General features: G+C 67.6%; 26 protein-coding genes. 13 read left to right on the top strand and 13 right to left on the bottom strand.

Translation table 11 applies throughout. The features are described from left to right. Nucleotides 1–15 precede the first annotated feature (15 nt). Nucleotides 16–312, bottom strand: a complete 297-nt coding sequence (gene rpmB, locus RBB46_RS20310) for a 50S ribosomal protein L28 (RefSeq protein WP_306030865.1) — start codon at nt 310–312, stop codon at nt 16–18. Between the two features lie 504 nt (nt 313–816). On the opposite strand from rpmB, the gene RBB46_RS20305 reads away from it, so the two are divergent. The 3 genes from RBB46_RS20305 (at nt 817) to RBB46_RS20295 (ending at nt 4,240) form a co-directional block, all read left to right on the top strand. Continuing rightward, a complete protein-coding gene (locus RBB46_RS20305) occupies nt 817–1,674 on the top strand; it encodes a DUF3108 domain-containing protein (RefSeq protein WP_306030864.1) in 858 nt (285 codons plus the stop codon). A 192-nt stretch (nt 1,675–1,866) separates the two neighbouring features. Further along, complete coding sequence (locus tag RBB46_RS20300; RefSeq protein WP_306030863.1) at nt 1,867–2,820, top strand: acetyl-CoA carboxylase carboxyltransferase subunit alpha; 954 nt, start codon at nt 1,867–1,869, stop codon at nt 2,818–2,820. A 241-nt stretch (nt 2,821–3,061) separates the two neighbouring features. Continuing rightward, nucleotides 3,062–4,240 (top strand): murein L,D-transpeptidase family protein, encoded by a 1,179-nt coding sequence (locus RBB46_RS20295; protein ID WP_306030862.1) that lies wholly within the window; start codon nt 3,062–3,064, stop codon nt 4,238–4,240. A 36-nt stretch (nt 4,241–4,276) separates the two neighbouring features. On the opposite strand, the gene RBB46_RS20290 is transcribed toward RBB46_RS20295, so the two are convergent. The 3 genes from RBB46_RS20290 to ispG are packed head-to-tail and all read right to left on the bottom strand — an operon-like array spanning nt 4,277 to nt 7,151. Further along, on the bottom strand, nt 4,277–5,020 hold the full coding sequence (locus RBB46_RS20290) for a DUF429 domain-containing protein (protein ID WP_306030861.1): 744 nt from the start codon (nt 5,018–5,020) through the stop codon (nt 4,277–4,279). An 11-nt stretch (nt 5,021–5,031) separates the two neighbouring features. After that, entirely contained in the window at nt 5,032–5,901 is an 870-nt protein-coding gene (pdxY, locus tag RBB46_RS20285) for a pyridoxal kinase (RefSeq protein WP_306030860.1), read from the bottom strand. Beyond that, on the bottom strand, nt 5,898–7,151 hold the full coding sequence (gene ispG, locus RBB46_RS20280) for a flavodoxin-dependent (E)-4-hydroxy-3-methylbut-2-enyl-diphosphate synthase (protein ID WP_306030869.1): 1,254 nt from the start codon (nt 7,149–7,151) through the stop codon (nt 5,898–5,900). Before ispG ends, pdxY begins: the two co-directional genes overlap by 4 nt. Before the next feature lie 249 nt (nt 7,152–7,400). Between ispG and RBB46_RS20275 the strand changes: the two genes are divergently transcribed. From RBB46_RS20275 to RBB46_RS20250, 6 genes are all read left to right on the top strand, one after another. Next, entirely contained in the window at nt 7,401–8,315 is a 915-nt protein-coding gene (locus tag RBB46_RS20275) for a 4-hydroxy-3-methylbut-2-en-1-yl diphosphate synthase (RefSeq protein ID WP_306030859.1), read from the top strand. Nucleotides 8,316–8,435: 120 nt separating this feature from the next. Then, nucleotides 8,436–9,200, top strand: coding sequence for a hypothetical protein (locus tag RBB46_RS20270; RefSeq protein WP_306030858.1), 765 nt, complete (start codon nt 8,436–8,438; stop codon nt 9,198–9,200). Between the two features lie 30 nt (nt 9,201–9,230). Next, a complete protein-coding gene (locus tag RBB46_RS20265; RefSeq protein WP_306030857.1) occupies nt 9,231–10,022 on the top strand; it encodes a hypothetical protein in 792 nt (263 codons plus the stop codon). A 122-nt stretch (nt 10,023–10,144) separates the two neighbouring features. Further along, nucleotides 10,145–10,999, top strand: coding sequence for a hypothetical protein (locus RBB46_RS20260; protein ID WP_306030856.1), 855 nt, complete (start codon nt 10,145–10,147; stop codon nt 10,997–10,999). Between the two features lie 152 nt (nt 11,000–11,151). Beyond that, nucleotides 11,152–11,934 carry a 3-hydroxybutyrate dehydrogenase gene (locus RBB46_RS20255; protein ID WP_306030855.1) on the top strand — a complete coding sequence of 261 codons (783 nt, stop codon included), beginning with the start codon at nt 11,152–11,154 and terminating at the stop codon, nt 11,932–11,934. A 26-nt stretch (nt 11,935–11,960) separates the two neighbouring features. Continuing rightward, nucleotides 11,961–12,977, top strand: coding sequence for a patatin-like phospholipase family protein (locus RBB46_RS20250; protein WP_306030854.1), 1,017 nt, complete (start codon nt 11,961–11,963; stop codon nt 12,975–12,977). A 375-nt stretch (nt 12,978–13,352) separates the two neighbouring features. Here the strand turns inward: RBB46_RS20250 and RBB46_RS20245 are convergent, their stop codons facing one another. Continuing rightward, nucleotides 13,353–13,850, bottom strand: coding sequence for a L,D-transpeptidase (locus tag RBB46_RS20245; protein WP_336623186.1), 498 nt, complete (start codon nt 13,848–13,850; stop codon nt 13,353–13,355). Nucleotides 13,851–14,081: 231 nt separating this feature from the next. Between RBB46_RS20245 and RBB46_RS20240 the strand changes: the two genes are divergently transcribed. Together RBB46_RS20240 and gluQRS are read left to right on the top strand one after the other, a co-directional pair. Next, nucleotides 14,082–14,939: a pentapeptide repeat-containing protein gene (locus tag RBB46_RS20240; protein WP_306030853.1), complete on the top strand. Its 858-nt coding sequence runs from the start codon at nt 14,082–14,084 to the stop codon at nt 14,937–14,939. Nucleotides 14,940–15,004: 65 nt separating this feature from the next. Next, complete coding sequence (gluQRS, locus tag RBB46_RS20235) at nt 15,005–15,880, top strand: tRNA glutamyl-Q(34) synthetase GluQRS (RefSeq protein ID WP_306030867.1); 876 nt, start codon at nt 15,005–15,007, stop codon at nt 15,878–15,880. A gap of 26 nt (nt 15,881–15,906) precedes the next feature. On the opposite strand, the gene RBB46_RS20230 is transcribed toward gluQRS, so the two are convergent. After that, nucleotides 15,907–16,860, bottom strand: a complete 954-nt coding sequence (locus RBB46_RS20230) for an AEC family transporter (RefSeq protein ID WP_306030852.1) — start codon at nt 16,858–16,860, stop codon at nt 15,907–15,909. 124 nt (nt 16,861–16,984) lie between these two features. Between RBB46_RS20230 and RBB46_RS20225 the strand changes: the two genes are divergently transcribed. Next, on the top strand, nt 16,985–18,229 hold the full coding sequence (locus RBB46_RS20225; RefSeq protein ID WP_306030851.1) for a response regulator: 1,245 nt from the start codon (nt 16,985–16,987) through the stop codon (nt 18,227–18,229). A 23-nt stretch (nt 18,230–18,252) separates the two neighbouring features. On the opposite strand, the gene RBB46_RS20220 is transcribed toward RBB46_RS20225, so the two are convergent. The 7 genes from RBB46_RS20220 to ccmA all read right to left on the bottom strand — a co-directional run bounded on the left by RBB46_RS20220 (nt 18,253) and on the right by ccmA (nt 23,260). Further along, a complete protein-coding gene (locus tag RBB46_RS20220) occupies nt 18,253–19,140 on the bottom strand; it encodes a cation diffusion facilitator family transporter (RefSeq protein WP_306030850.1) in 888 nt (295 codons plus the stop codon). Between the two features lie 142 nt (nt 19,141–19,282). Beyond that, nucleotides 19,283–20,005, bottom strand: a complete 723-nt coding sequence (locus tag RBB46_RS20215) for a thioredoxin family protein (protein WP_306030849.1) — start codon at nt 20,003–20,005, stop codon at nt 19,283–19,285. Between the two features lie 190 nt (nt 20,006–20,195). After that, a complete protein-coding gene (locus tag RBB46_RS20210) occupies nt 20,196–20,864 on the bottom strand; it encodes a DsbE family thiol:disulfide interchange protein (protein ID WP_306030848.1) in 669 nt (222 codons plus the stop codon). After that, the gene (ccmD, locus tag RBB46_RS20205; RefSeq protein ID WP_306030847.1) at nt 20,861–21,085 is read right to left on the bottom strand and encodes a heme exporter protein CcmD; all 225 of its coding nucleotides are present in this window, start codon (nt 21,083–21,085) and stop codon (nt 20,861–20,863) included. Before ccmD ends, RBB46_RS20210 begins: the two co-directional genes overlap by 4 nt. Further along, nucleotides 21,082–21,840 carry a heme ABC transporter permease gene (locus RBB46_RS20200; RefSeq protein ID WP_306030846.1) on the bottom strand — a complete coding sequence of 253 codons (759 nt, stop codon included), beginning with the start codon at nt 21,838–21,840 and terminating at the stop codon, nt 21,082–21,084. The genes ccmD and RBB46_RS20200 overlap by 4 nt, the downstream gene beginning before the upstream one ends. Nucleotides 21,841–21,941: 101 nt before the next feature. Next, nucleotides 21,942–22,631 (bottom strand): heme exporter protein CcmB, encoded by a 690-nt coding sequence (gene ccmB, locus RBB46_RS20195; protein WP_306030845.1) that lies wholly within the window; start codon nt 22,629–22,631, stop codon nt 21,942–21,944. After that, a complete protein-coding gene (ccmA, locus tag RBB46_RS20190) occupies nt 22,628–23,260 on the bottom strand; it encodes a heme ABC exporter ATP-binding protein CcmA (RefSeq protein WP_306030844.1) in 633 nt (210 codons plus the stop codon). The genes ccmB and ccmA overlap by 4 nt, the downstream gene beginning before the upstream one ends. A 362-nt stretch (nt 23,261–23,622) precedes the next feature. On the opposite strand from ccmA, the gene acnA reads away from it, so the two are divergent. Continuing rightward, the gene (gene acnA, locus RBB46_RS20185; protein ID WP_306030843.1) at nt 23,623–26,370 is read left to right on the top strand and encodes an aconitate hydratase AcnA; all 2,748 of its coding nucleotides are present in this window, start codon (nt 23,623–23,625) and stop codon (nt 26,368–26,370) included. The last annotated feature ends 16 nt before the right edge of the window (nt 26,371–26,386 follow it).

The raw sequence follows: 26,386 nt of genomic DNA, 5'->3' as shown, positions 1-26,386 counted from the left end.
CCCCCCGCGTCCGGATCAGGCCGCGGCGGCTGCCGCCAGGCGACGCTTGATCTCGGTGCGCAGGATGCGGGCCTTCGGCGACAGCTCGCTCTCGGCAGCCTTCATGAGGAAGGCGTCGAGGCCGCCGCGGTGCTCGACCGAGCGCAGCGCGTGCGCCGAGATGCGCAGCTTGTAGGTCTCGCCCAGCGCGTCGGACAGAAGCGACACGTTGCACAGGTTCGGCAGGAACCGGCGGCGGGACTTGTTGTTGGCGTGGCTGACGTTGTTACCGGTCATCACGTCCTTGCCGGTGAGTTCGCAACGGCGTGCCATGGGACACCTTTTTCTTTCTCTCGGGGTTCAGGCCCCGAACGTTTCAACGATTAGGGCGCTTGCCCCGCTTTCAAGACTGCCGGATCGCTATCGCGGGGGCGTTCGCGGACCCGCATGGTCCGGCGCCCATTCACCGGCAATGGATGAAAAAGTCGGCTTGCTATACGGGGCGATGCCCGCGCCGTCAAGGCATGTTGCGTGCGAACGGGCGTGTGTCGTCGATGCGCGGGAGGGCGTGCCGCTATTATTTCGGGCATGAGCGGGATCATTTGCAGTCCGTTAACCATGCGGTTACCGTGCATGCGGACAATGATGCGTCAAACCCGGGCGTGTCCCGGACCTGCGGGGACGGCTGAGGGTGGCCATCCGGCTTCGCATCGCTGCCCGGTACGGGCGGTCTCCGTTCAACAGCGCGTGTCCTGCCGGATGCCGCGATGGCGGATGTGATTGGAAATGCGTGTTGTCTGTCCGGCCGGCCGTGGCCGTGCGGTGTGTGAGGTTCCCATGTCCAGGCTCTCCCTTTCCAGCTTCCTGCCACGCTCTGGCGCGGGCCCGCTGCTCGGTGTCGCGCTCGCGGCTCTCATGGCGGTTCCTGTCGTGCCGGCGCTGGCCGAGACGGCCCGCCTCGGCGGCGTCTACGATATCTCGGTCTCGGGCTTCAAGATCGCCCGCGGCTCGCTGTCCCTTGTGCTGCAGAAGAACGCCTATTCGGCCAAGGTCGGCATGGAGCCGGCAGGCATCGGCACGCTGTTTTCCGCGGGCAAGGGCGGCGCGCAGGCCTCGGGCTGGGTGTCCAGCAAATCGGTGGTGCCCTCGAGCTACAAGATGGCCTCGCGTGCCGCCGACCGGGATTTCTTCGTCGACCTGGCGCAGGGCTCGGGCAAGGTGCGCTCGATGCGCGTCACCCCGAAGTTCAAGCCGAACGCGGAGCGGATCAAGGTCACCAAGAAGCACACCCGCAACGTGGTCGATCCGCTTAGCGCCATCCTGATGCCGGCGAAGGCCGCCAGGGGCAAGCCCGACGCCAGCGTCTGCAACCGGCGCATTCCGGTCTTCGACGGCTGGACCCGTTTCGACATCCAGCTCAGCTACAAGGAAATGCGCGACGTTTCCGGCAAGGGCTATGACGGCAAAGTCGTCGTGTGCACGGCGCGCTGGATCCCGGTCGCCGGGCATCGCCCGTCGACGGCGTCGGTCAAGTACATGGCGGAGAACCGCAAGATGGAGGCGTGGCTCGCGCCGATCGGCTCGCAGGGTGTCTTCGTGCCCTACCGGGTGGAAATGGGCACCAAGAGTGGCACGCTGGTGGTCGAACCGCGCAAGCTGAAATTCACCAACGGGCGCGACCAGGCGGCCAACTGACCGGTCCGCGCCCAAGGTGGCGGCATCACGCCGGCGCGGGAGATCCGCGCCGGCGCTTGCATTTTAGCCCGCAACGCGCCATCTCGTGAGGGCGCGTGGCTTGACAGGGCCTGCCGGTCTCGCCAGTGTCGCGCCGCAATTCACCCGGGAGCGGATCCGCCCGCCCCGCCCAGCCTCCGGACCCGTTTCAAGATGCACAGCTTCCTCGAATTCGAAAAACCCGTTGCCGACCTGCAGGGCAAGGTCCACGAGTTGCGGGCGGTGGCCGGTTCGGGCGAGGCGGTCGAGGTGTCGGACGAGATCGAACGGCTGGAGACCAAGGCGGAGCAGACGCTCAAGGACATCTATTCCCGCCTGACGCCCTGGCAGAAAACCCTGGTCGCCCGCCATCCGGACCGGCCGCACGCGGTCGACTACATCGCCGGGCTGATCGAGGATTTCACGCCGCTGGCCGGCGACCGGAACTATGCCGAGGACGCGGCGGTGATTGCAGGCATCGGCCGGTTCCGCGGGCGCTCGGTGGCGATTCTCGGTCAGGAGAAGGGCGCGGACACCCAGTCGCGGCTGAAGCACAATTTCGGCATGGCGCGTCCCGAGGGCTACCGCAAGGCGGTGCGCATCATGGACATGGCCGAGCGGTTCGGCCTGCCGGTCGTCTCCTTCGTCGACACGGCCGGCGCCTATCCCGGCATCGGCGCCGAGGAGCGCGGCCAGGCGGAGGCGATTGCCCGTTCGACCGACGCGTGCCTGGCGCTGGGCACGCCGAACGTCTCGCTGATCATCGGCGAGGGCGGTTCTGGCGGCGCCATCGCCATCGCCACGGCCAACCATGTGGCGATGCTCGAGCACGCGATCTATTCCGTCATCTCGCCGGAAGCCGGCGCCTCGATCCTGTGGCGCGACAGCGCGCGGGCGCAGGACGCGGCCACCAACATGAAGATCACCGCCCAGGACCTGATCCAGCTCAAGGTGATCGACGAGATCGTCGAGGAGCCGCTCGGTGGCGCGCATCGCGCCAAGGCGATTGTCGTCGACCGGGCGGGCACCGTCATCGACAAGGCGCTGGCCCGCTTCGACGGGCTGGATGCCGCCGCGATCCGCGACCAGCGGCGCAAGAAGTTCCTGGCCATCGGCCGCTCGATCTGAGCCGCCGGCGCGGTCTTGCCGCCGTAAATCCCGGGTCTGCCGCCAAAACGCCCGAATCTTGCGCCAACCAGAACGTGGTTGGGCGCGCGCGCCAGTTTCGCGTGACCGGATGGTTCCGGGCACGGTAACCTCGGGTAAACCCTAAGTGACTAGCCTTTGGGGCCGGAGCGGGCGATGTTTGGCCCGGCCGGAAGCACAGCCAGACGGGCGGGTCGCCTCACTCTTTGAACGGACGGTCATCATGGCGCAGGGTATCGCGCGGTTCGGCAGGACAACACGCAGGGCGCTTGCTGCCCTGGCACTTGCGACGGTTCTCGCAGGCTGTCAGGCTGACGAGCTCGGCTACGGGCCCAAGCACCAGCGACCGGTCAGCAGCGACGTCAAGAGCAAGCTGACCAGTCTCGGCATGAGCCTGACCAGCCCGATCATGCTGCGCATCTTCAAGCAGGATTCGACGCTCGAGGTCTGGAAGCAGACCAAGTCCGGCCGCTATGCGCTGCTGGAAAGCTTCGAGATCTGCAAGTGGTCCGGCGAGTTCGGTCCGAAGAAGAAGGAAGGCGACCGTCAGGCGCCGGAGGGCTTCTACGAGATCACCCCGGCGCTCATGAATCCGAATTCCAGCTATCACCTGGCCTTCAATCTCGGCTACCCGAACAAGTTCGACCGTGCGTACAACCGCACCGGCTCGCACCTGATGGTGCATGGCGCCTGTTCCTCGCGCGGGTGCTACGCGATGACCGATGCCCAGGTGCAGGACATCTACGCCCTGGCCCGGGAGAGCTTCAAGGGCGGCCAGCGCTCGTTCCAGGTCCAGGCCTTTCCCTTCCGCATGACGGCGGAGAACATGGCCGCCCACCGCAATTCCGAGCATTACGACTTCTGGAAGATGCTGAAGCGCGGCTACGATCATTTCGAGGTGACGAAAGTCCCGCCGAAGACCGAGGTCTGCGAGAAGCGCTATGTCTTCGACGCGGTGCCGCTGGTCGAGGGCGTGCCCTTCCGCGCCACGGCGAAGTGCCCCGAATACAAGGTGCCCGAAAGCGTCGAGATGGCGGTGCTGAAGAAGCAGCAGAAGGACGAGCAGAAGATCATCGAGATCGCCGAGGCCGAGGCCCGCGCGGAGAAGCGCAAGGCGCAGATCGCGGCGATCTTCGGCAACAACCCGGACGAGGCCGCCAAGGCCGATGCTGAGCAGGCGACCGCCGTCGCCGCGACCGCCCCTGCTGAAGCAGCGAGCCAGACCGCCAACATGACGCCCGTCCCGGCCGACGCGCCCTCGCAGCAGACCGCCTTCGCACCGACGGAGGAAAAGTCCTCCGGCGGGTTCTTCGGCCGTCTGTTCTCCGGCGGGTCCCCGGACGCGGCGAAGGCGCAGGGACCGGTCGACCCGAACGCTCCGGTCCCCCCGGCCAAGCCCTGACCTGCCGCTCCGGCCGCATGCGGGCCGGAGCTCCCCTCACGCCCAGATCGCCATCCGCAATCCCTTGCCGTCGCGCTGAAAGTCGCGGGGAAAGCACTCGGCGCGTCCGGCCGCGATCCGTTCGGCGATCACCGCATTGACGCAGGCGTCGACGAGATCGTCGCGTCCCGCCCCCTTCGGCGGGCGTTGTTCCAGGAATTCCGCTTCGAAACCGTGATGCCGCAACAAGGCGGCGCGTTCCTCGATGCCGGGCATGCTCGCCGCGCTCTTCACCTTTTTCGGCAGGCGCATCGCCCGCTCGCCATTGAGGCGCCAGAAGGCGAGCTCCGGATGGACCTCGAAGACGCGCGCCTCCAGCGCCGGCGTCAGCAGAGCGTCGATCTCGCGGACCTTGGGAAACAGGTGGAAGGCCTGTTTGGAGACCTTGCGGGGCGGATCGGACGTCGCCAGCGCCACGCGGCAGGCCTCGCCATATTCCTCGCAAGCAACGGCGGCGCGGGAGGGAACGGAAAAGACCGAGGACTGGCGTGCGCCGAGCAGCGGCCGCACGACCCGTTCCGGGCCGCGTCCGCCTTGACCGGCCCGCTCCGGCAGGCCCATCGGCATGTCGATCGCGATGGTTTCCAGCGCTGCGTCGCCGAAAAGCGTGGCGATGCCTTCGGTGACGATGAGCGTGTGGCGCGGGTCCGCGTCCGGGTGCCGCGCATCCCTCTCGCGAATGACGGCGATCCACCCCGCGCGGCAGCCATCGACGCCGGCAACGCGCAGGCCGGCACGCATCGCGCCGCCCTTCAGGCGCGCAGCGGCGCGTCGAGCACCCGCCGGCAGGAGACGAGCGCCATCGGATTGACGAGGGCGGCCTGTTCGGCGGCGATCAGCAGGTCGCGCGCGCCGTGCTTGACGGAGCGGGCCACCAGCTCGAACACCGACGCGGCGGCCCGCTTCAGCGCGGTCTCGTCGTCGAGACCGGCAAGCAGGTTGGCTGTCAGAAGGGCGGCGATCAGGTCGCCGGTGCCTTTCGGCGCATCCGGCACCAGTCCGTGCTCGGCGGCGATGGCGCCGCGCGCGGTGACCAGCAGGTTGGCGACCGAGTTGCGGCGCAGTGCCGGCGACGAGGTGACCAGCACCCGCGCCGGGCCGAGCGCGCGGGCAGCGGCGATGGCCTGCGCCTCGCTCTCCAGCCGGTCGCCGGTCATCCACTCCAGTTCGAAGAGGTTGGGGGTGGCGACATCGGCCAGCGGCAACAGCCGGTCGCGGATCGCGGTGGCGGTTTCCTCGGGCACGTAGAGGCCGGACTGGTCGCCGATGACCGGATCGCAGAGATAAAGCATATCGGGATTGGCCTTGCGCACGGTGCCGACCAGACGCGCCACCTCGTCCGCCTGGCCCGGGCTGCCGAGATAGCCGGAGATCACCGCGCTGACATTGGCGAGCGTGTCGGCGCCGGCGATGTTGCCGGCAAGGGCGGCGAAGCTGGCATCGCTGGGCACCTCGCGATGGCCGATGCCCTGCTCGGGTTGCCAGGGCAGCAGCACGGTGGGCAGGAACCACACGGGGAAGCCGAGGCGTTCCAGCGCGAAGACGGAGGGGCGACCGCCGACGGCGCCGCGCACGACCTGCGAGGTGATGACGAGGACCTCGCCTCCCGGCCGCGCGCTCATTCGGCCGCGCTGCGCCCGGCGCCGCCGAAACGGGCCTCGATATAGTCGTCGACCATCGCCTTGAAGTCGTCGGCGATTGTCGGTCCGCGCAAGGTGGCGACCTTCCTGCCGTCGACGAAGACGGGCGCGGCGGGGCTCTCGCCGGTGCCTGGCAGCGAGATGCCGATATCGGCGAACTTGCTCTCGCCCGGCCCGTTGACGATGCAGCCCATCACCGCGACATTGAGCGCCTCGACGCCGGGATATTTTTCCCGCCACAGGGGCATGGAGACGCGGATGTTCTCCTGGATGTCCTGAGCCAGTTCCTGGAACACGGTCGAGGTGGTGCGGCCGCAGCCGGGGCAGGCGGCGACGATCGGCACGAAGGCGCGGAAGCCCATCACCTGCAGCAGTTCCTGCGCCACCTGCACCTCGCGGGTGCGGTCGCCGCCCGGTTCCGGGGTCAGCGACACGCGGATCGTGTCGCCGATGCCCTGCTGCAGCAGGATGCCCATCGAGGCGGCCGAGGCGACGATGCCCTTGGTGCCCATGCCCGCTTCGGTGAGGCCGAGATGCAGCGCGTAGTCGCAGCGCGCGGCAAGGTCGGCATAGACCTGGATCAGGTCCTGGACCTGGCTGACCTTGGCCGAGAGGATGATCTTGTCGCGGCCCATGCCGAGATCCTCGGCCCGGGCGGCGGAGAGCAGGCCGGAGCGGATGATCGCCTCGCGCATCACGGCGGGGGCGGAGACGGGGGTGGCGCTCCTGGCGTTCTCGTCCATCAGATGGGTCAGGAGGTCCTGGTCGAGCGAGCCCCAGTTGACGCCGATCCGGACCGGTTTGTCGTGTTTCAGGGCGATCTCGATGATGTCGGAAAACTGCCGGTCGCGCTTGTCCTTGAAGCCGACATTGCCCGGATTGATCCGGTATTTCTCCAGCGCCTCGGCGCAGGCCGGATGATCGGAAAGCAGCTTGTGGCCGATATAGTGGAAGTCGCCGACCAGTGGCACATGACAGCCGATGCGCGCCAGCCGGTCGCGGATCTTCGGCACGGCGGCGGCGGCCTCGTCGCGGTCGACGGTGATGCGGACGATCTCCGAACCGGCGCGGGCCAGCGCCGAGACCTGGGCGACGGTGGCGTCGATATCGGCCGTGTCTGTGTTGGTCATCGACTGCACGACGACGGGCGCGCCGCCGCCGACCGTGACGGAGCCGATCTTGACGGGCACCGAGACGCGGCGCGGCGCGGGACCGGCAAGCGTCTCCCTCATCGGGGTCTCCGCCGCCGGCAGGTTTCCGGCCTGTGCTCCGGGATTGGAAATGCCGCTCTGCATGATGCCGGTCCGTCCGATCTCGCGGCGCGTCGCCTTGCGCCGCCAACTGGGGTACTGCCGATTGAATAGGGCGCGCCGGGCCTCCTTGCAAGGCGGGCGGGCCGTGTGTTCTTGACGCGGCGGTCGCCAGACCGCATCTGAGGAAGACCCAGACCGCTTCTGAAGGAGGCAAAGGAGCCCCGTCCCATGCTGCTCGTCGTCCTCAGCCGCACGCTCGATCTCGCGCGCCACCGGTTGCCCACGCTGTTTTCCGCCGGCTGGGGCTACATGCTGGTGCTCGTCGCGCTGAATGTCGCGATCAGCCTGCAGATGATGCCGGAAAACGGGTTCACCACGGGCTCCTACATGATGGAACCGCTGACGGCAACGGGCGATGCGGCCGCCCGGGAGAAGGCGCTGCGGGGCCTTGCGGTGCTCGCCAACATCCTTGCCGGCTTTTCCATCGCCGTGGCCTATCTGCGCCGTATCCTGCTTGGTGAACGAGGATTTCCGCTGGCGTTCGGGGCGCGCAACATCCGCGTCGCGTGGAAACTGGCGCTGCTCGGCCTTTTGTCCGTGCTGTTCTTTCTGCCGCTGCTGCTGCTCGGCGCCCTGCTGACGTCGGTGACGGGGCCGATCGGCGGCTTCCTGCTGCTGGCCAGCCCCTTCATCACGCTGATGCTCGTGCAGCGCGTGTCGTTGGTGCTGCCGGCTGCCGCCCTCGACGACAGCATGTCGCTGAAGGATTCCTGGCGGCTCACCGCCGGCATCGGCTGGTCCCTCGCCTTCGCCGCGCTGGTCGTGTCGCTGCTTGCCGCGCTTGCGACCGGTCTTTGGATCGGCTTCGTGTCGCTGGTCGGCGACGCCTTCGTGCCGGCCACCGGCCTTGCCGCGCAGCTGCGCTCGGCGCTGGTACCGATGGGCGCGATGGTGATCCTCACCTGGCTCTTCGCCTCGCTGCATGCGACCGCCTATGCGCTGACGCGCGAGCGCTTCGTGGAACAGGCGGGCCTGTGCATGGTGGATGCCGAACGGGTGGCGGCACGGCGGGAGGAGGCGCATCGCGACAAGGCGCGGCAGGCGGTGCGCTCGGTGCTTGGTTCCAGGTCGCGGCGCGACTGAGGTTCCGTCCGCCTCGCCTCAAGGGCCAATCTGCTTGCCTTGACCGCTCTCCGGTTGCAATTTGTCATTCGTGAATTGTGCCGCGCGGCCGTCGCGCGGCGAAAGTGATTGGGGGCGCAAGTGTTTGCAAGGACAACCGGCCGGCTTTTCAGCGGCACGTTCAAGGCATTGTTCTCGAATTTCGAGGACTTCCTCAGGATCGCCTGGGCCTGGTATCTGCTGGTCGCGGTGCTCTCCGTCGCCGGCCGGCTGTTCGCCGCTCAGTCCGTCGCTGTCACCGCTTTCACCGCGCTGGTCTTCCTCTGCGCCTCCGCGTCAATCTCTGTGGCCTGGCATCGCAACCTGCTGCTGCGGGAAGCGCCGGGGCCGGTGAATCTGAAGTTCGGCGGCCGCGAGTTGCGCTATGCCGCCAAGACGCTTCTGATCACGCTTTGCGTGGTCGCTGCGAGTGCGATCGTGGGTGCGATCCTGGGAGCGATCGGACAGATGGCTGGATCGCGATCAATCCTCTTTGGCGGGCTGGCGATCTTTTTCCTCTTTGCGTTGCCTGTGGTGATGCGTGTTTTTCTGATCCTGCCGGCCACCGCGCTCGACGAGAAGCTCGGCATTGCCGAGGCGTTCCGCGACAGCGAGGGCCTCGGCCCGCCGATGGCCGTCGCCGGCATCGCTGTCCTGCTGATTGCCGGCGCGCTGGAGTACGGTCTCGGCTCGTTCGTGGGCGTTTTGGGCGCCGGGTCGCTGTTCGGTGTCGTTGCCCTCTTCATCCTGTCGGTGGCGCTGCAGATCGCGGTGACCGCCCTGCAGATCGGTGTGCTCACCGGCGGCTATTACATCCTGCGCGAGCGTCAGATGGCGCAAGGGGCAGGTCCCCCGGCCGCCGACTGAGCCGGACCGCGGGACCAGGAGGAGGCACGAATGGCCGCAAGCACCGCCAGCCGATTGATCGACGGCACGTTCAATGCGTTGTTCTCGAACTTTGGGGATTTCCTGAAGATCTGCTGGGCCTGGTTCTCGATCCAGGTCCTGGCGACGTTGCTGCTCGGCCGCGAGGCGGCCGACCTCGTCGACGGTCCCGCCTTCGACCCGCAGCAGCTTGCCGGATCGTTGGCGTTGCTCGCGCTCTCCATTGTTTCCGGAGCGTCGATCGCGGTTGCCTGGCATCGACGCGTGCTGCTTGGCGAGCGTCCGGGCGCGGTGCATCTGGCGTTCGGGCGGCGGGAGGTCGCCTATGCATGGCGGCTGGTGGCGATCGCACTGCTCGGCGGTGCCTTCGCACTCTCCCTGTCGTTCCTTCGCACGCTGGCAGAGATGCTTGGCGGGACGGTGCTCTCGGGCATTGTCGCGATTGCCTATCTTGTCGCGTTCGTGCTCTCGCTTCCCCTTTGGATGCGCCTGATGCTGGTTCTGCCGCCGGCCGCATTCGATGAGCGGCTGGGCCTGCGCGAGGCGTTCGCGTGGAGCGCCGGGCTGGGCTGGCCGATGGTCGGAGCGAGCCTTTTTGCCGCCCTTTTCGTTGCGCTTCCGGTCTGGCTGCTGCAGTTCGTCGCTGGCATGCTTGGCAGGTTCGTCTCGACGGCTGCGAACATCGTCCTCGACGTCGTCCTGCTGGTTGTCGGTGCCGCATTGCAGATCGGCATCCTTGCCGGCGGCTACTATATCCTGCGCGAGCGCCAGATGGCGCAAGGGGCCGGTCCACCAGCCGCGTGAGCCCGCGTCATACGGCGCGTCAACCATGCGATGCGGTTTTTGCCCGCCCCGCGCGGGCGATCGGTTAGGAACGGATATTGCTGCCCGCCCCGGCCGGGCACAGTCTCGGATCGTCATTTCCCATGCTTCGAAGAACGCGCGATCTTGCGGCACGGACATTTGCTGACCTCCTCGGCGGCCTTGTTCCCTTCGCCATGGCCTTCGGGCTCGTCTCGATCCTGCTCGAACTGCCGGAACTCCTGACCGGTGCGCGGATCGGAACTCTGCTGGAGATCGATGCGGATGCCGCCTATGCGGGCCTGCGGGCGCGCCTCTTCGGTGACAGCCGGATGCTCGAGAACATCACCCTGATCGTTCTGGCACTGGTCATGCACGCGATCGCCGCGATTGCCTGGCATCGGTATCTTCTCGTCGGCGAGCGTCCCTCCTTCTTCCGTTTCGCCATTGGCGGCACGCATCTGCGCTACCTGGCGACGATGTTCGGCCTTATCGCGCTCTACGTGCTTGTCGTCGTGGCGAGCGGGCTCATAACCTGGAACTCCGCGGTCGCCAGCGGCATGCTCATCGTCCTGCTGCCCGTTCTGCTGCGGGCCTCGGTCGTGCTTCCAGCCGTCTCGCTGGGCGGGCGACTGACGCTGTCCGGTGCCTTCCGCAGGTCCCGCGGCTACGGCGTGCCGATGAGCGTGACGCTGCTCCTGATCCTGCTTGTCCTGGCGCTGCTGTATCTCGGTGTCTTCGTTCTTGCCGAATTGATCCTGGCGGCCGGATACAGGGTACCGGCGATCGTGGTCATGCGGACCGGCGAGAGCATTGTCCAGTCGGCCGGGTTCGCGCTTGTGCTCGCGATGCTCGGCAATGTTCTGGCCTTGTCGGTCGCTCCGGCCGATCCGCAACCCCAGCCCGCCGGCCGTGCAAGGGTGTTGTCACGGGAGCGGGGCGGTACGGGACGGGACGCGGGCGGCCCTTTGCGGCGTTGAGCCGTCCGCCGCCTTGTTGCAGTGCAACGCGATCTCATGTTCTATGTGGCGGGTTTTCCATGGGGCGCCGCAAGGGCGTCCGCCGTGCCAGAAGGCGCCGCAAGGGCGCCGGCCGGGCGTCCCTCGCCCGGCAGGACAGGAGATCGTTTCGCATGCTGACCAACAAGACCGCCCTCGTCACCGGTTCGACCTCCGGCATCGGCCTGGCCATCGCCCGCATCTTCGCCGCCAACGGCGCCAATGTGGTGATCAACGGCTTTGGCGATCGGGATGCGATCGAGAAGGAACGTTCCGGGATCGAAAGCGAGTTCGGCGTTGCCTGCCGCCATTCGCCCGCCGACATGACGAAGCCGGACGAGATCGCGGCGATGATGGCGGAGGCGGAGGAGGCCTTCGGCGGCGTCGACATTCTCGTCAACAATGCCGGCATCCAGCACGTCTCTCCGGTCGAGGACTTTCCGGTCGCGAAATGGGATGCGATCATCGCCATCAACCTGTCCTCGGCCTTCCACACGACGCGGGCCGCCGTGCCGGGCATGAAGAAGAAGGGCTGGGGGCGGATCATCAACACCGCCTCGGCCCATGCTCTGGTCGCTTCGCCGTTCAAGAGCGCTTATGTGGCGGCCAAGCACGGCATCGCCGGCTTCACCAAGACCATCGCGCTGGAAGTGGCGCAGTCGGGCGTCACCGTCAACGCGATCTGCCCCGGCTATGTCTGGACGCCGCTGGTGGAAGCCCAGATCCCCGACACGATGAAGGCGCGCGGGATGACCGAGGAACAGGTCAAGCGCGACGTGCTGCTCGCCGCCCAGCCGACCAAGGAATTCGTCACCGTCGACCAGGTGGCGGCGCTGGCGCTGTATCTCGCCGGAGACCAGGCCTCGGCGATCACCGGTGCGATGCTGCAGATGGATGGCGGCTGGGTCGCCCAGTGACGGCCGGCAAGAGCCGGAAGACGAAGGTGGGCAGCTCACCCAAGCCGATCAACCTTGCCCTGCAGGGGGGCGGTGCCCATGGCGCCTTCACCTGGGGCGTGCTCGACTGGCTGCTGGAACGCGAGCTCTTTACCATTGAGGGCGTCAGCGGCACCTCGGCCGGGGCGATGAACGCGGTGGCGCTCGCCGCCGGCATGCATGAAGGGGGCGAGGAGGGGGCGCGCGCCGCGCTCCACCGCTTCTGGAAGGCGGTCAGCGACGGGGCCTGGCTGAGCCCGATCCGGCGCACGCCGCTCGACGTGATCATGGGCCAGTGGAGCCTCGACATGTCGCCGAGCTTCCTCGCCTTCGACATCGCCTCGCGCTTTGCTTCTCCTTACGAGTTCAATCCGCTCAACATCAACCCGCTGCGCGAGGTGGTGGAGGAAACCGTCGATTTCGACGCGGTCAATGCCTGCGAGCGCATGAAGGTCTTCATCAGCGCGACCAATGTCCATAGCGGCAAGATCAAGGTCTTCTCCGGCGAGGAGATCACGCTCGACGCGGTGATGGCGTCGGCCTGTCTGCCGCATCTCTTCCAGGCGGTGGAGATCGACGGCGTGCCCTACTGGGATGGCGGCTACATGGGCAACCCGCCGCTGTTTCCGCTGTTCGGCGCCACCGGCACGCCCGACACGGTGCTGGTGCAGATCAACCCGGTGGAGCGCCGCGAGACGCCGCGCACGGCGCGCGAGATCCTCAACCGGCTGAACGAGATCACCTTCAACTCGACGCTCTTGCGCGAGATGCGGGCCATCGAATTCGTCACGCGGCTGATCGAGGACGGCAAGCTCGACCGCAAGGACTACCAGAAGGTCCATATCCACCGGATCTCGGCGGAAGGACTCAAGCCGCTGCAGGCCTCCTCGAAGGTCAACGCGGAATGGCGCTTTCTCACCCATTTGCGCGACATCGGCCGGCAGGCGGCCGAGCAGTGGGCGGACGCGCATTATGATTCGGTCGGCACCCGCTCCAGCGTCGATCTGCGCGAGGAATTCCTGTGATCGGGGTGGTTTTCCGGGTCTTCGTTAACGGTTCTTAACGCCGGTTCGCATCCCGCCTTGCGGAATGCCTCGCAGGAGAGGTTAGCGAACCCCTAATAGCCTCAACATGTTGTGGAAACGAGTAGTCGCGCGCGCAGATCCTGTGGGATCGGCGTGCCAACGATTTGGCAAGGGTTTTGCTCCATCATTGGCACGCTGATAGTAGGTAGTGCGTCGTCAGCGATTGGCGGACGAGGGAAGGCGGCAAATGCGACCCCGCTGTCTTCCTTCGTCCCGCCAGCCTCTCCCCGCTTGCGCGGCGGGAGACCGATCCCCTCACTTTATGCGTCATGCGCCGTTCCGCAAAGGGGCGTTGCGCGCGATCGCCGGTAAAGGTTACCGGGTGATAACGATTCGCGCATTGCGTTTTCCCGACTGGCGTATCATCGAGAACAGCTGCCTTGCATTGCCGGGATGCAGGCGGATGCAGCCATGCGAGGCCGGCTGGCCGAGCCGGCGGATCTGGTCGGTGCCATGGATGGCGTAGCCGCCATGGAAGAAAACCGAGTAGGGCATCGGCGCGCCATTGTATTTCTTCGAGAAATAGCGCTTGTGCATGCGCCCGGGCCGAAAGGTTCCGACAGGCGTGCGGTAGCCGCGCCGGGCGGTGGAAACCGGCCAGGAGTGCGCCCGCCGGCCGTTGACATAGACATTCATGCGCTGGTCGGACAGATCGATGCGCGCGACGATCTCCGCCGCCTGCGCCGGTGTCGGCCCCGCGCCGGCCGCGGCGAGTGCAATGAGGCCCGCGGCGAGCAGGACAACAACTTGCCGCACCGGTTTTCGCACCCGCCGCCGGCGCGTTTCCTTGAGGAATTTCAGAAGTCCCTTCATGGCGACCGCCCCCCGGTTCGCTTGGCAGAATCCACAGGATATTAACAAGTTGCCGAACGGGAGTCCTCAGCTTCTTTCACAGGGTCGCAACTGTACGGGCATTGCGCGGTTAAACCGATTTGCAATGCGCAGGCCCTTAAAATGGCCGTGGTCTTCGCCTACCTGAAAAGACATGTCGAGGGTGACGTGGTCCGGCTTGGGGAGGCCGGGCGCATGGGAGGAATATCCGGGATGGCTTTGGGTTCACGTGTTGGTCGTCTTGGCCGCCTCGCCTCGGCGATGGCGCTTGCCGGGTTCATGGGCACGATGCTTGCCGGCATGGCGGCGGCGGAGACCGATGTCGAGCGCCTGAAGCGCACGGGCGAATGCGTGCGCTGCGACTTGCGCCTGTCGGAGCTGCGCGGCGTCAAGCTGGAGCAGGCGAAGCTATCGCGGGTGATCCTGCGCGAGGCGGACCTGAAGGAGGCCGCGCTTGTCGGCGCCGACCTGAAGGACGCCGACCTGCGCCGCGCCGAGGTCGAGCGGACGGATCTTTCCGGTGCCGACCTGACGGGCGCCTCGATGCGCGGCGTCGACATGGAAAAGGCGGTTCTGATCAAGGCCAGGCTCGATGGCGCCGACCTGCGCAACGCCGACCTGATCGAGGCGAAGCTTGCCGGCGCAAGCCTTGCCGGCGCGGACATGCGGCTGGCGCTGCTGATCCGGACCCAGGCCGCCGGCGCGAGTTTTCGCGAAGCCAAGATGGACGGTGTAAACCTGGAACGCGCCGACCTGATGAATGCCGACCTGACGGGGGCCCGCCTTCCCTATGCCGATTTCGACCGGGTGAAGGCGGTCGGCGCGATCTTTCGCGGAGCGGATCTTTCCGGCGCGCATTTTTCCAGCGCCGACCTTACCGGAGCCGATCTGTCGGATGCCAATCTGGAAGGCGCATTGATGCGGCGGACGCGGCTGGTGGGGGCAAACCTTGCCGGCGCGCGCGGGCTCGACGCGGCGCGCATGGTCGGGGCTTGCGGCGATCCGACGACGAAGCTGCCGAAAGGCGTCTACCTGAAGACCTGCAGCGACATGGACGATGCCGATCGCTGAACCTGGGTTCTTGAGCCCGGGCGGCCATTGACCGGATCCCTCCGGTGCCGGACAACAGGGGCGACATGATACGCCCGGTCTTTCGTTTCGCGCCCTCGCCCAATGGCCGCCTGCATCTTGGCCATGCCTTGTCCGCCCTGCTCAACGCCGACATGGCGCGGCAGGCGGGCGGCCGCCTCCTCATCCGGATCGAAGACATCGACCGCGCACGTTGCACGCCGGAACTCGAGGCGGCGATGCTGGCCGATCTCGCCTGGCTCGGCCTCGTATGGGAGGAGCCCGTGCGCCGGCAGTCGGAGCATTTTTCCGACTACGCGGCGGCGCTTGACCGGCTTGAGGCTATGGGGGTGCTGTATCGCGGCTACCTGACGCGCGGCGAGATCCGCCAGGCGGTTGCCGATTTCGAAACGCGCGAGGGAACCCCCTTTCCCCGCGATCCCGACGGGGCGCCGCTCTATCCAGGTGACGCCGCCGTGCTGGCTGAGCAGGAGATCGGCATGCGTGCGGCGGCGGCCGCCCCTTTCGCGCTCCGGCTCGACATGGGCGCCGCGCTGGCGCGCCTTGCGACCCCGCTCACCTGGCGGGAGCTCGGCGAGGACGGACAGATCGCGCGGGTCGCCGCCGATCCGGCGCGCTGGGGCGATGTGGTGCTGGCGCGCAAGGACACGCCGACGAGCTATCATCTTTCCGTTGTCCTCGACGATGCGCTGCAGGGCATCACCCATGTGGTGCGCGGGCGCGATCTCTTCGAGGCGACCGCCGTCCACCGGGTGCTTCAGATGCTGCTGGGGCTGGACGAACCCGTCTACCGCCATCATCGCCTGGTGCTGGGCGAGGACGGGCGCAAGCTGTCGAAATCCCAGGGAGACACGGCGCTTTCGGTGCTCAGGGCGCAAGGGGCGGAGCCGAAGGACATTCGCGCCCTGGTCGGGCTTGCCTGATCGCGGTGCGCCGCGTTGCGCGGGCGTCAGAGCCCGAGAAAGGCCATCCAGGCGCCCGTGGCGACCACGGCGAGCGCCGTCGTCAGGGTGATCGAGTTGGCCGACATTGCATGGCCGGTGCCGTAGCGATTGGCGAAAAGGAAGGCGTTGATGCCGGTCGGGCAGGCCGCCGTCAGTGTCGCCACCGAGATCCACAGCGGCGGCAGGTGCACCACATGGGCGGCCATCACATAGACGACGGCCGGCATCACCACGATCTTCAGCGCGCCGAGGACGAGACCCGGGGCGAGATTGCCGCGAATGCCGTAGGCGACCATGCTCATGCCGAGCGAGAACAGGGCGATGGGGATCGCCGCGCCGGCGATGCGGCCGAGCACGTCGGCGAAGATGCCCTCGACCGGCAGTCCGGTGACGCGCCAGATGCCGCCGGCGAGGATGCCGATGACGATCGGGTTGGTCGCGAGATTGCGGGCGATGCCGGCGAGCAGCTCGCCCAGCGGCTTTGCCTCCTGGGTGCCGTCGAGAACGGCGGCCCGTTCCATCAATACGGCGCAGACGATGGTCAGCACCGGCAGGTGGATGGAGATCAGCACGAAGAGCGGCACCAGGCCGGCCTCGCCGTGCAGCGCGGTGATCAGCGGGATGCCGACCAGAACGGTGTTGGCGAAACCGGCATTGATGCCGCCGATGACACCGGCGCGTGCCTCGCGCTTGAAGACCTTGCGGATGATCAGCGTGCCGGCGGTCCACACGACGGCGACGCCGGTGAAGTAGGAAATCCAGAAGCCCCAGGGCGAGACGCCGTCGAGCGAACTCGTCGCCAGAGTCCGGAAGATCAGCACGGGGATCGCGATCACATAGACGAACTGGCCGAGCGCGTCGCCGATACGGGCGTCGAGCAGCTTGATTCGTGCGGCGATGTAGCCGATCGCGATCAGCGCGAAGACCGGCAGGACGATGGCAAGGATCTGGTCAACCATGTTGGCTCTTTCGCATGGGTCGGTCCGGGCGACAAGATGTAGGCTTGATTCGGCTGGCGGCTCGGTCACAGTGCGCAGCATACCGTGCGGACGCGAGCGTGCCCGCACCACGGAAGGAGACGGCATGTCCGCAACGACCGGAGGCGAGGACGAACGCCGCGCGGCAGGATCGCACGAGGGGCCTTCAGGATCCCCGGACGGCGTCGCGGACGGGCCGCCCGCCGGTGGCGGAGCGGCGGAGGACACGCGCATCTCGGTTCTGCTGCATGACCTGCGCACGCCGCTTTCGGCCATGCGCACGGCGGTCGAGATCATCGATACCGAGCCGACGACACCGCGCCAGACCTCCGCGATCCGCACGCTGGAGATGGCGATCGATGCCCTCTTGTCGATGACGGCGGAGGGGCTTTCGGGTGCGCAGGCCTCGCGCACGGACGATGCGCGCGACCTGGTCGGGATCATCCGGTCGGTCACCGACCTGTTTGCCGCCGATGCCCGCGCCAGGGGCCTTGCCAGCCGCTGCGAGATCGCCGGCGAGCTCGACGCCTATGGCGTTGCCGATCCGTTGGCGCTCAGGCGCATCCTGTCCGTGCTCTACGACAACGCGCTCAAATACACCGGTGAAGGAGGTATCGCGCTCACCGCCGCGCTCGTGCCGGGCGGCGCCCGGCCGGCCGTGGCGATCCGGCTGGCCGATACCGGGATCGGCATTCCGCCGGAGGAGCAGCCGCTTCTGTTCAGGGCGCGGCAGCGGGGCGATCTGGCGCGCGGCACCGCGTCCGGCACCGGGCTCGGCCTGTGGAGCGCGGCGCGGCTGGCGGCCGCGCAGGGCGGAGGGCTGACGCTTTTTGAAAGTTCTCCGCAGGGCAGCTGCTTCGAACTGTGCCTGCCGCTTCTCGCTCCGGCGGCGAACCTGCCCGGCCCTCGCGATCCGGAGGGCGGGGATGGTCCGGCGACCGGCTGGGCGGCGCGCGGGAATGTCCGTCCCGTCGCCCGGCGGCGGCTGCTCGTCGTCGATGACAACGAGGCCAACCGGCGGATGATGGAGGCGATTCTCGGCGCCTTCGGTTGCGACACGGTGCTGGCCGAGAGCGGCGAGGCGGCGCTTGAACGTCTTGCCGAGGAACCTTTCGACGCGGTGCTGCTCGACATCAACATGCCGGAAATGGACGGGGTCGCGACGCTTGCCGGGATCCGTGCCCGCCCTGCCACCGCCCGGCTTCCGGTGATCGGCATCACCGCGGCCACGCTTGCCGACCGTCCCGGCCTGGAGGCGGCGGGCTTCGACGCGCTTATGGAAAAGCCGGTGCTGCCGGCGATGCTGTTCTCCGCGCTCGACCGGGCGATCCTGGGCCGCGCCGCCGGCTGAGGGGCGGCCCTTGCGCCTGCCGTTCAGATGACGACGATGCCCGTGTGCTTGGCCTTGTGCTCGGGCTCCACATGGATGGTGCTGCGGGCGCCTGGCACGTCGGTGGAGATGGCCTCCTCGATCCGGTCGCAGATCTCGTGGGCGCGTTCGACCGTCATGTCGGCGGGCACCACCAGGTGGAAGTCCACGAAGATCACGTGTCCGGCCGAGCGGGTCCTGAGGTCATGCGCCTCGATGGCGCCGTCGCCGGCCGAGGAGATCACGTCCCGGATACGGTCCTGCAGGGCGGGAGCGACGGCCTCGTCCATCAGTCCGCCGAGCGATTCCTTCATCAATCCCCAGCCCGACCACAGGATGTTGAGGGCGACGAGCCCGGCAAGCAGCGAATCGAGCGCCTGTATCCCGGTCAGGAAGACCAGCAGCACGCCGAGGAGCACGGCGAGCGAAGAGACCACGTCCGTGGTCAGGTGCTTGCCGTCGGCGACAAGCGCCATCGACCGGTGGCTCCGGCCGACGCGGATCAGCACGAAGGCCCAGGCGCCGTTGATCACGCTGGCGAGCGCGTTCATGCCAAGGCCCTCCGGCGTGAAGGAGACCGGCGGCGGGTCCTGATAGGCGAGCCAGGCCTCGCGGGCGATCGACAGGGCGGCGAGCACGATCATCACGCCGACGAGCACGGCGGCCATGTACTCGGCCTTGTGATGGCCATAGGGGTGGTTGCTGTCGGCCGGCTTGGCGGCGAACCAGACCGCCAGGAAGGCGGCGATCGCGGAGGCCACGTTGACCACCGATTCGAGCGCGTCGGAGTAAAGCGCGACCGAGCCCGTCCACCAGTAGGCGAGGAATTTCAGCCCGAGCACGATCAGGCCGACAAGGATGCTGGCAAGCGCGACGCGCAGGCGAAGTGACATGGCGGGCGGCCTTCAGCACGAAACCGGGGACGCCGGCCTGCCGGAAGGCACGGGCGTCGGGAACAGCTCGCCGGCACGCCGGCGGCGGCAAAGGCCTACCCTGTTTTCCCGGGAATGACAAACCCGCGCGCGTCGGCGGAATTCAGTGGATCGCGGCGCCGAGGATCGTGCCCGGACGCCCGCCGTCCTCGATCTGGACGAGCACCGCGCAATGCCCGGCCTTCATCTTGGCCATCTCGCTTTTCGGCAACCGGTAGGTGGCCGACCCGCCTTCCCACATGCCAACGGCGCGAATGCCGCGCACGACATGGTGATAGGTTACCGCGCGGCCGCCATTCTCGCCGCGGCCGATATCGACGGTGACGGGATCGGCGACGAAGACGAAATAGACGGTGGCCATCTTGGCGCGCAGCGGCAGCGTCCCGTCGACCCGCGCTTCCAGCAGGTCCCCGGCCATGCGCAGGTCGACCGTGACCGGCAGCGACGGGCGGCGGGAGAGTTCGCGCTTCAGCGCGGCGCGGTCGCTTCCGATGACATGGGCGGCGCCGTTGACGACGATCTGCGGTGTGTAGACGGAGCGGTCGCCACGGGCCTCGGCATAGGCGCGCTGGCGGGCGCTGTTGTCGGGCGATGCGAGCGTGTCGCGCCAGCCCAGATAGTCCCAGTAGTCGACGGGATAGGAGAGCGCCACGAGGTCGCGGCGCCCGGCCAACTCGCCCATCAGCTTGTCGGCGGGCGGGCAGGAGGAGCAGCCCTGGCTGGTGAACAGCTCCACCACGGCACGCTGGTCGCCGGCATGAGCGGCGCCGGCCGCCATGGCCAGCGGCAGAAACACGAAAGCAAGGAACCGGGAGACTGTCCGCATTGGGCCTGTCGCACTGTTGTCCGGCGCCACGATGCCCGATAGGCCGTGTCGTCCGGTTGACCTTCGGCGCCGGCCCCGTGCCGGTGCGCCGCCCTCGATCCGGACAATAGGTTGCGTTGCCGACGAAGGCCACTCACGAGGACTTGAGATCACGCAAACGGGAAAATTTCGCACGGACCCGTTCGGGATGTCACCCTTGCGGGGTGGCGAGGACCTTTTCCAGCTCTGGCAGGAACGCGTCCTTGTAGGACTGCGGCGAAAGCGGGCCTATGAACTTGAAGCGGATCGTGCCGCGTGCATCGACGATGAAGGTTTCCGGCACGCCGTAGACACCCCAGTCGATGGCGGCGCGGCCGTTCTCGTCGGCGCCGACCAGGTCGTACGGGTTGCCGAGCGTGCCGAGGAAGCGGCGGGCGTTCTCCGCCTTGTCCTTGTAGTTGATGCCGATCATCTGCGCCTTGCCGGAGCGGGCCAGTTCCTCCAGCAGGGGGTGCTCCTGCCGGCAGGGCACGCACCAGGAGGCGAAGATGTTGACGATGCTGACCTTGCCCAGAAGGTCGGCGCGCGACACGCCGGCCACGGCCGCGCCGTCCCTTGTGAGCCCGTCGACGGGCGGCAGCGTGAATTCGGGCGAGGGCTTGTCGATCAACGCGGACGGCACCTGGGACGTGTCCTTGCCGCTGAGCAGCTGCACCAGAAAGAGGGCTGCCAGCAGCGAGAAGACGATCAGCGGCAGCAGCGCCAGCAGCGGGATGCGGCGGCGGGGCGCGGCCTGCCCGTCATCCCGGGCGCCGCCTCGCGCCGAAGAGCCGGTCTGTGCCGTGTCGGTCTCCGTCCTGCCGGTTTCCGTCTCGCTCATCGTCCGGATCCCGTCGCTGTTCTGGGGCCTGCGCCATTGCCGGTCGCGGAGCGCCCCGACCGCCGGCGCACGCCCTGCGCCTCCAGCCGTTCAAGGGCGGTGACAAGCCGGGCCCGGTCCATGCGCAGCCAGAGGAACAGGCCGGCGATCGTCGCCAGCGTGATCGCGTAGCTGGAGAGGATGAAGCCGGCATGGGGGCCGAGATCGAGAAGTGCGGTCATTCGGCTGCCTGCGGGCGGGCTGTGGCGGTGCGGGCGCTGGCCGCGCCCAGCTGCAGGGTGCGCAGCCTGCGGCGCAGCACCTCGTTGCGCATCGCCATCATGTGCAAGGTGAAGAACAGAAGGGTGAAGGCGAGCGCCATGACCAGCAGCGGCCACAGGATCGTCGGATGGATGGCCGGTCCGTCGAGGCGCACGACGCTTGCCGGCTGGTGCAGCGTGTTCCACCAGTCGACGGAGAACTTGATGATCGGCAGGTTGATGGCGCCAACCAGGGTCAGCACGGCGGTCGCCTTGCCGGCGCGGATCGGGTCCTCGACCGTGCGCCACAGCGCGATCAGGCCGAGATACATGATGAACAGCACCAGAACCGAGGTCAGCCGCGCGTCCCATACCCAGTAAGTGCCCCACATCGGCTTGCCCCAGAGCGAGCCGGTGATCAGCGACAGGAACGTGAAGGCTGCTCCGATCGGCGCCGCCGCGCGGGCCGAGACGTCGGCGAGCGGATGCTTCCAGATCAATGTGCCGAGCGCGGAGACCGCCATGACCGAATAGCACATCATGGCAAGCCAGGCGGCCGGCACATGCAGGAACATGATCTTGACCGTGGCGCCTTGCTGGTAGTCGTCGGGAGCGACGAAGAAGGTCATGTAGAGGCCGGCGGCGAAGGCGAGCGCGCAGGCGATGCCCAGCCACGGCAGCAGCCTGCCCGAAAGGGCCATGAAACGGGTCGGATTGGCGAGGTCTGCGATTGCCATGGAACTGTTCTAATGTCGGGGCGGCCTGCTTTCAATGCGGCATGCGGCGCGCATGCGCGCTGATCTCGATCAAACCGGCGCGAGGCCCTGGATAGCGCCGGTCAGTCGGAGGAAAACCGCAACGCCATCGCCGCGGCAAACGGTCCGACGACCGATGCGACCAGCGTCAGCGCGCAGAGGAAGAGGAACGGCGTCAGGAACGGTGTCGGATCGGTGATCGCCGCGTCGGCGGCGCTGACGCCGAAAATCAGCACCGGAATGCTGAACGGAATGACGAGCACCGCGAGCAGCAGCCCGCCGCGGCGCAGGGAAACGGTCAGCGCCGCGCCGATCGCGCCGATCAGCGTCAGTGCGGGGGTGCCGACGGCGAGCGTCAGTGTGACGGCACCGGTGGCCAGCGGCTCCAGGTTGAGGAAGATGGCGAGAACCGGGGCGGCGATCACCAGCGGCAGCCCGGTGCCGGCCCAGTGGGCCAGGCACTTGACCAGCACGACGAGTTCCAGCGGCCGGCCGGCCATCAGCATCAGGTCGAGCGAGCCGTCGTCGCGGTCGGCCTGGAACAGCCTGTCGAGGCCGAGCAGGGTGGCGAGCAGCGCGCCGATCCAAAGCACCGCCGGACCGATGCGCGCCAAAAGGTTGAGGTCCGGGCCGACGCCGAAGGGGATGACCGTGATCACCGCGAGAAAGAACAGCACGCCGATCAGCGCGCCGCCGCCGACGCGGACGGAAAGGCGCAGCTCGCGCGCGAACAGCGCCCCGACCCAGGTGCCGGCAGGTGTCGGGCCGCTCACGTCGCGGCCTCCAGACGGAGCGTCGAGACCGGGTCGAGATCAAGCGGCTGGTGGGTGGCGGCGATAACCATGCCGCCGGCGTTCACATGGGCGCGCATCAGCTCCGTCAGGGCCTCCTCGGAGGCCGCATCGAGGGCGGCGGTCGGTTCGTCGAGCAGCCAGACCGGGCGGGCGGTGACGAGAAGGCGGGCCAGCGCCAGCCGCCGGCGCTGGCCGGCGGACAGATAGGCGGCCGGCAGGTCGGCGACATGGCCGATGCCGACGCGTTCCAGCGCCGCCTCCGGATCGCACGGGGCAAGGCCGAAGCAGGCCGGTTCGTCGGGAGCCGACAGGAAGGCGCGCCAGAAGAGGAGGTTCTCGGCAACGCTCAAGGCCGGCTTCAGCGCGTCGAGATGGCCGGAATAGTGGCAGTGTTCGCCCGGCGTCGCCTCGTCGTCGCCGCCTTCGATGGCGACATGTCCCTCCGCCGGCTGAACGAGGCCGGCCAGCACGCGCAGCAGGCTCGACTTGCCGACGCCGTTGGGGCCGGTGACGACGAGGGCCGCGCCGCTTTCCAGGGACAGCCGGACGCCGGCGAAGACACGGCGGCCGCCCCGGTCGCAGGCAAGGTTTTCGGCGATCAGACGCATGACGTTCCGGTTTCAAGGGCGCTGGGCGATGCGAAAGCTCCGCCCCGCCTGCCTCGAGCCATCGCATGGGGATGCAGGCCGATCAAGGCGCAAAGCGCCGCGGCCGGCCCTGGATTTCCCCACGAGGCGGCCTAACCTTATTGCGAATGCCCGTCGTGGCGCTATCCGCTGGCCCCCGGCGCTGAAATTCGCTATACGGGCGCCGACCCGTGCTCGGATGCCCAAGTCCGCGCGCGCGAGACGGCGAGCCCGGCTTGCGGCGTTTTCCAAGACGACGACCGTAAGGCGGGCGAACGCATTCGTTGGGCGCGACGCGGCCATGGGGTCAGCCGCGCCCGAGACAACTAAGGGGACCGCCAGCCGTGACCAAATCGCTCGACAGTTTCAAGGCCAGGAAGACGCTTCAGGTCGGGGACAAGACCTATACCTATTTCTCCATCCCCGAGGCGGAGAAGAACGGGCTGGAAGGCGTTTCCAGGCTGCCCTACTCGCTCAAGGTCGTGCTGGAGAACCTGCTGCGATTCGAGGACGGGCGGACGGTCACCAAGCAGGACATCCTTGCCTGTGCCGAATGGCTGAAGACCCGCAAGTCCAGCCACGAGATCTCCTACCGCCCGGCGCGCGTGCTGATGCAGGACTTCACCGGCGTCCCGGCCGTGGTCGACCTCGCCGCCATGCGCGATGCCGCCGTCAAGCTTGGCGGCGACCCGAAGAAGGTCAACCCGCTGGTGCCGGTCGACCTGGTCATCGATCACTCGGTGATGGTCGACTATTTCGGCACCGCGGCCGCGTTCAAGCGCAATGTCGAGCTTGAATACGAGCGCAACGGCGAGCGTTACGAGTTCCTGCGCTGGGGCCAGTCCGCCTTCGACAATTTCCGCGCCGTGCCGCCGGGAACCGGCATCTGCCACCAGGTCAACCTGGAATATCTCGCCCAGACCGTGTGGACCAAGGACGAGGACGGCGAGACGGTCGCCTATCCCGACACGCTGGTGGGCACCGACAGCCACACGACCATGGTCAACGGCCTTGCCGTCCTGGGCTGGGGCGTCGGCGGCATCGAGGCGGAGGCCGCGATGCTCGGCCAGCCGATCTCCATGCTCATTCCCGAGGTCGTCGGCTTCAAGCTGACCGGCGAGCTGAACGAGGGCATCACCGCCACCGACCTGGTGCTGCGCGTCGTCGAGATGCTGCGCAAGAAGGGCGTGGTCGGCAAGTTCGTCGAGTTCTTCGGCCCCGGTCTCGACAACCTGAGCCTGGAAGACGCGGCGACGATCGCCAACATGGCGCCGGAATACGGCGCCACCTGTGGCTTCTTCCCGGTCGATGGCGACACGCTCGAATACCTGCGCTCCACCGGCCGCGATCCGGAGCGGGTGGCGCTGGTCGAGGCTTACTCCAAGGCACAGGGCATGTATCGCTCGGGCGGCGAGGAGCCGGTGTTCACCGACACGCTCGAGCTCGACATCTCCACCGTCGTTCCCTCGCTTGCCGGCCCCAAGCGTCCGCAGGACCGCGTCGCGCTGGACGAGGCGGCCGTGAAGTTCGCCGAGGCACTGAAGGAGATCAAGGGCGGCGGCAAGGACCCGGCGGCGACGCCGGAATCGCGCGGCGAATCGCGTTTCGTCGGTGAAGGCGCCACCGGCGTCCTCGACAAGGCGCGCCAGCGCTACGACGTCAATGGCCGCGACCACGGTCTCGCCGACGGCGACGTGGTGATTGCCGCGATCACGTCCTGTACCAACACCTCGAACCCGAGCGTGCTGATCGGCGCGGGGCTCGTCGCCCGCAACGCGCTGAAGAAGGGCCTCAAGGTCAAGCCGTGGGTGAAGACCTCGTTGGCTCCGGGCTCGCAGGTGGTCACCGACTATCTGGAGAAGGCCGGCGTGCAGGGCGACCTCGACGCGCTGGGCTTCAACCTGACCGGCTATGGCTGCACCACCTGTATCGGCAATTCCGGCCCGCTCGATCCGGCGATTTCCCAGACCATCAACGACAACGACCTGGTCGCCTGTTCGGTGCTGTCTGGCAACCGCAATTTCGAGGGCCGCGTCAATCCGGACGTGCGGGCGAACTACCTCGCCTCGCCGCCGCTGGTCGTCGCCTACGCGCTTGCCGGTTCGATGCACATCAACGTCGCCGAGGACCCGCTTGGCGAGGACCAGGACGGCAACCCGGTCTACCTCAAAGACATCTGGCCGACCAACGAGGAGATCACCGACCTGATCCGCTCGTCGATCACCGAGGAGATGTTCCGCACCCGCTATTCCGACGTCTTCAAGGGCGACGAGCACTGGCAGGGGATCAAGGTCGAGGGCGGCATGACCTACGGCTGGCCGGGCGGCTCGACCTATGTGCAGAACCCGCCCTATTTCGAGGGCATGACCATGGAGCCGAAGCCGCTCGAGGATATCGAGGGCGCCGCGGTTCTGGGCCTCTTCCTGGATTCGATCACCACCGACCACATCTCCCCGGCCGGTTCGATCAAGGCGGAGGCGCCGGCGGGCACCTACCTGCAGGAGCACCAGGTCGCGCGGAAGGACTTCAACTCCTACGGCGCAAGGCGCGGCAACCACCAGGTCATGATGCGCGGCACCTTCGCCAATATCCGCATCAAGAACCAGATGGTGCCGGGCGTCGAGGGCGGCGTCACCATGAAGGACGGCGAGCAGAAGTGGATCTATGACGCGGCGATGGAGTACCAGGAGGCGGGCACGCCGCTGGTCATCTTCGCGGGCAAGGAATACGGCACCGGTTCGTCGCGCGACTGGGCGGCGAAGGGCACGCGCCTGCTGGGCGTGCGCGCGGTGATCGCGCAGTCCTTCGAGCGCATCCACCGCTCCAACCTGGTCGGCATGGGCGTGCTGCCCTTCACCTTCAAGGACGGGGAAAGCTGGCAGTCGCACAACATCGCCGGCACCGAGAAGGTGACGATCAAGGGCGTCACCGACCTGAAGCCGCGCCAGATGGTCGATGTCGAGGTGGAATATGCCGACGGCACGAAGAAGACCATCGAGCTGCTCTGCCGCATCGATACCGAGGACGAGCTGGAATATGTCCGCGCCGGCGGCATCCTGCACTACGTGCTGAGGAACCTCGTCAACTCCTGATCCGCCCTGCGGGCAG

The organism is Stappia sp. MMSF_3263 (genome assembly GCF_030733745.1).
GTDB lineage: Bacteria > Pseudomonadota > Alphaproteobacteria > Rhizobiales > Stappiaceae > Stappia.
Note: the sequence above shows the minus strand (reverse complement) of the source record. Positions and strands in the feature narration are given on the sequence as shown.

What these genes read in the sequence shown, in the direction of transcription:
- RBB46_RS20245 (WP_336623186.1), bottom strand. Translation starts at nt 13,850, where the DNA reads ATGAAGGGACTTCTGAAATTCCTCAAGGAAACGCGCCGGCGGCGGGTG.
- RBB46_RS20215 (WP_306030849.1), bottom strand. Translation starts at nt 20,005, where the DNA reads ATGCGGACAGTCTCCCGGTTCCTTGCTTTCGTGTTTCTGCCGCTGGCC.
- ccmD (WP_306030847.1), bottom strand. Translation starts at nt 21,085, where the DNA reads ATGACCGCACTTCTCGATCTCGGCCCCCATGCCGGCTTCATCCTCTCC.
- RBB46_RS20255 (WP_306030855.1), top strand. Translation starts at nt 11,152, where the DNA reads ATGCTGACCAACAAGACCGCCCTCGTCACCGGTTCGACCTCCGGCATC.
- RBB46_RS20300 (WP_306030863.1), top strand. Translation starts at nt 1,867, where the DNA reads ATGCACAGCTTCCTCGAATTCGAAAAACCCGTTGCCGACCTGCAGGGC.
- RBB46_RS20240 (WP_306030853.1), top strand. Translation starts at nt 14,082, where the DNA reads ATGGCTTTGGGTTCACGTGTTGGTCGTCTTGGCCGCCTCGCCTCGGCG.
- RBB46_RS20290 (WP_306030861.1), bottom strand. Translation starts at nt 5,020, where the DNA reads ATGCGTGCCGGCCTGCGCGTTGCCGGCGTCGATGGCTGCCGCGCGGGG.
- RBB46_RS20295 (WP_306030862.1), top strand. Translation starts at nt 3,062, where the DNA reads ATGGCGCAGGGTATCGCGCGGTTCGGCAGGACAACACGCAGGGCGCTT.
- rpmB (WP_306030865.1), bottom strand. Translation starts at nt 312, where the DNA reads ATGGCACGCCGTTGCGAACTCACCGGCAAGGACGTGATGACCGGTAAC.
- RBB46_RS20200 (WP_306030846.1), bottom strand. Translation starts at nt 21,840, where the DNA reads ATGGCAATCGCAGACCTCGCCAATCCGACCCGTTTCATGGCCCTTTCG.
- RBB46_RS20230 (WP_306030852.1), bottom strand. Translation starts at nt 16,860, where the DNA reads ATGGTTGACCAGATCCTTGCCATCGTCCTGCCGGTCTTCGCGCTGATC.
- RBB46_RS20225 (WP_306030851.1), top strand. Translation starts at nt 16,985, where the DNA reads ATGTCCGCAACGACCGGAGGCGAGGACGAACGCCGCGCGGCAGGATCG.
- RBB46_RS20260 (WP_306030856.1), top strand. Translation starts at nt 10,145, where the DNA reads ATGCTTCGAAGAACGCGCGATCTTGCGGCACGGACATTTGCTGACCTC.
- pdxY (WP_306030860.1), bottom strand. Translation starts at nt 5,901, where the DNA reads ATGAGCGCGCGGCCGGGAGGCGAGGTCCTCGTCATCACCTCGCAGGTC.
- gluQRS (WP_306030867.1), top strand. Translation starts at nt 15,005, where the DNA reads ATGATACGCCCGGTCTTTCGTTTCGCGCCCTCGCCCAATGGCCGCCTG.
- RBB46_RS20275 (WP_306030859.1), top strand. Translation starts at nt 7,401, where the DNA reads ATGCTGCTCGTCGTCCTCAGCCGCACGCTCGATCTCGCGCGCCACCGG.
- RBB46_RS20220 (WP_306030850.1), bottom strand. Translation starts at nt 19,140, where the DNA reads ATGTCACTTCGCCTGCGCGTCGCGCTTGCCAGCATCCTTGTCGGCCTG.
- ccmA (WP_306030844.1), bottom strand. Translation starts at nt 23,260, where the DNA reads ATGCGTCTGATCGCCGAAAACCTTGCCTGCGACCGGGGCGGCCGCCGT.
- RBB46_RS20305 (WP_306030864.1), top strand. Translation starts at nt 817, where the DNA reads ATGTCCAGGCTCTCCCTTTCCAGCTTCCTGCCACGCTCTGGCGCGGGC.
- RBB46_RS20210 (WP_306030848.1), bottom strand. Translation starts at nt 20,864, where the DNA reads ATGAGCGAGACGGAAACCGGCAGGACGGAGACCGACACGGCACAGACC.
- RBB46_RS20265 (WP_306030857.1), top strand. Translation starts at nt 9,231, where the DNA reads ATGGCCGCAAGCACCGCCAGCCGATTGATCGACGGCACGTTCAATGCG.
- ispG (WP_306030869.1), bottom strand. Translation starts at nt 7,151, where the DNA reads ATGAGGGAGACGCTTGCCGGTCCCGCGCCGCGCCGCGTCTCGGTGCCC.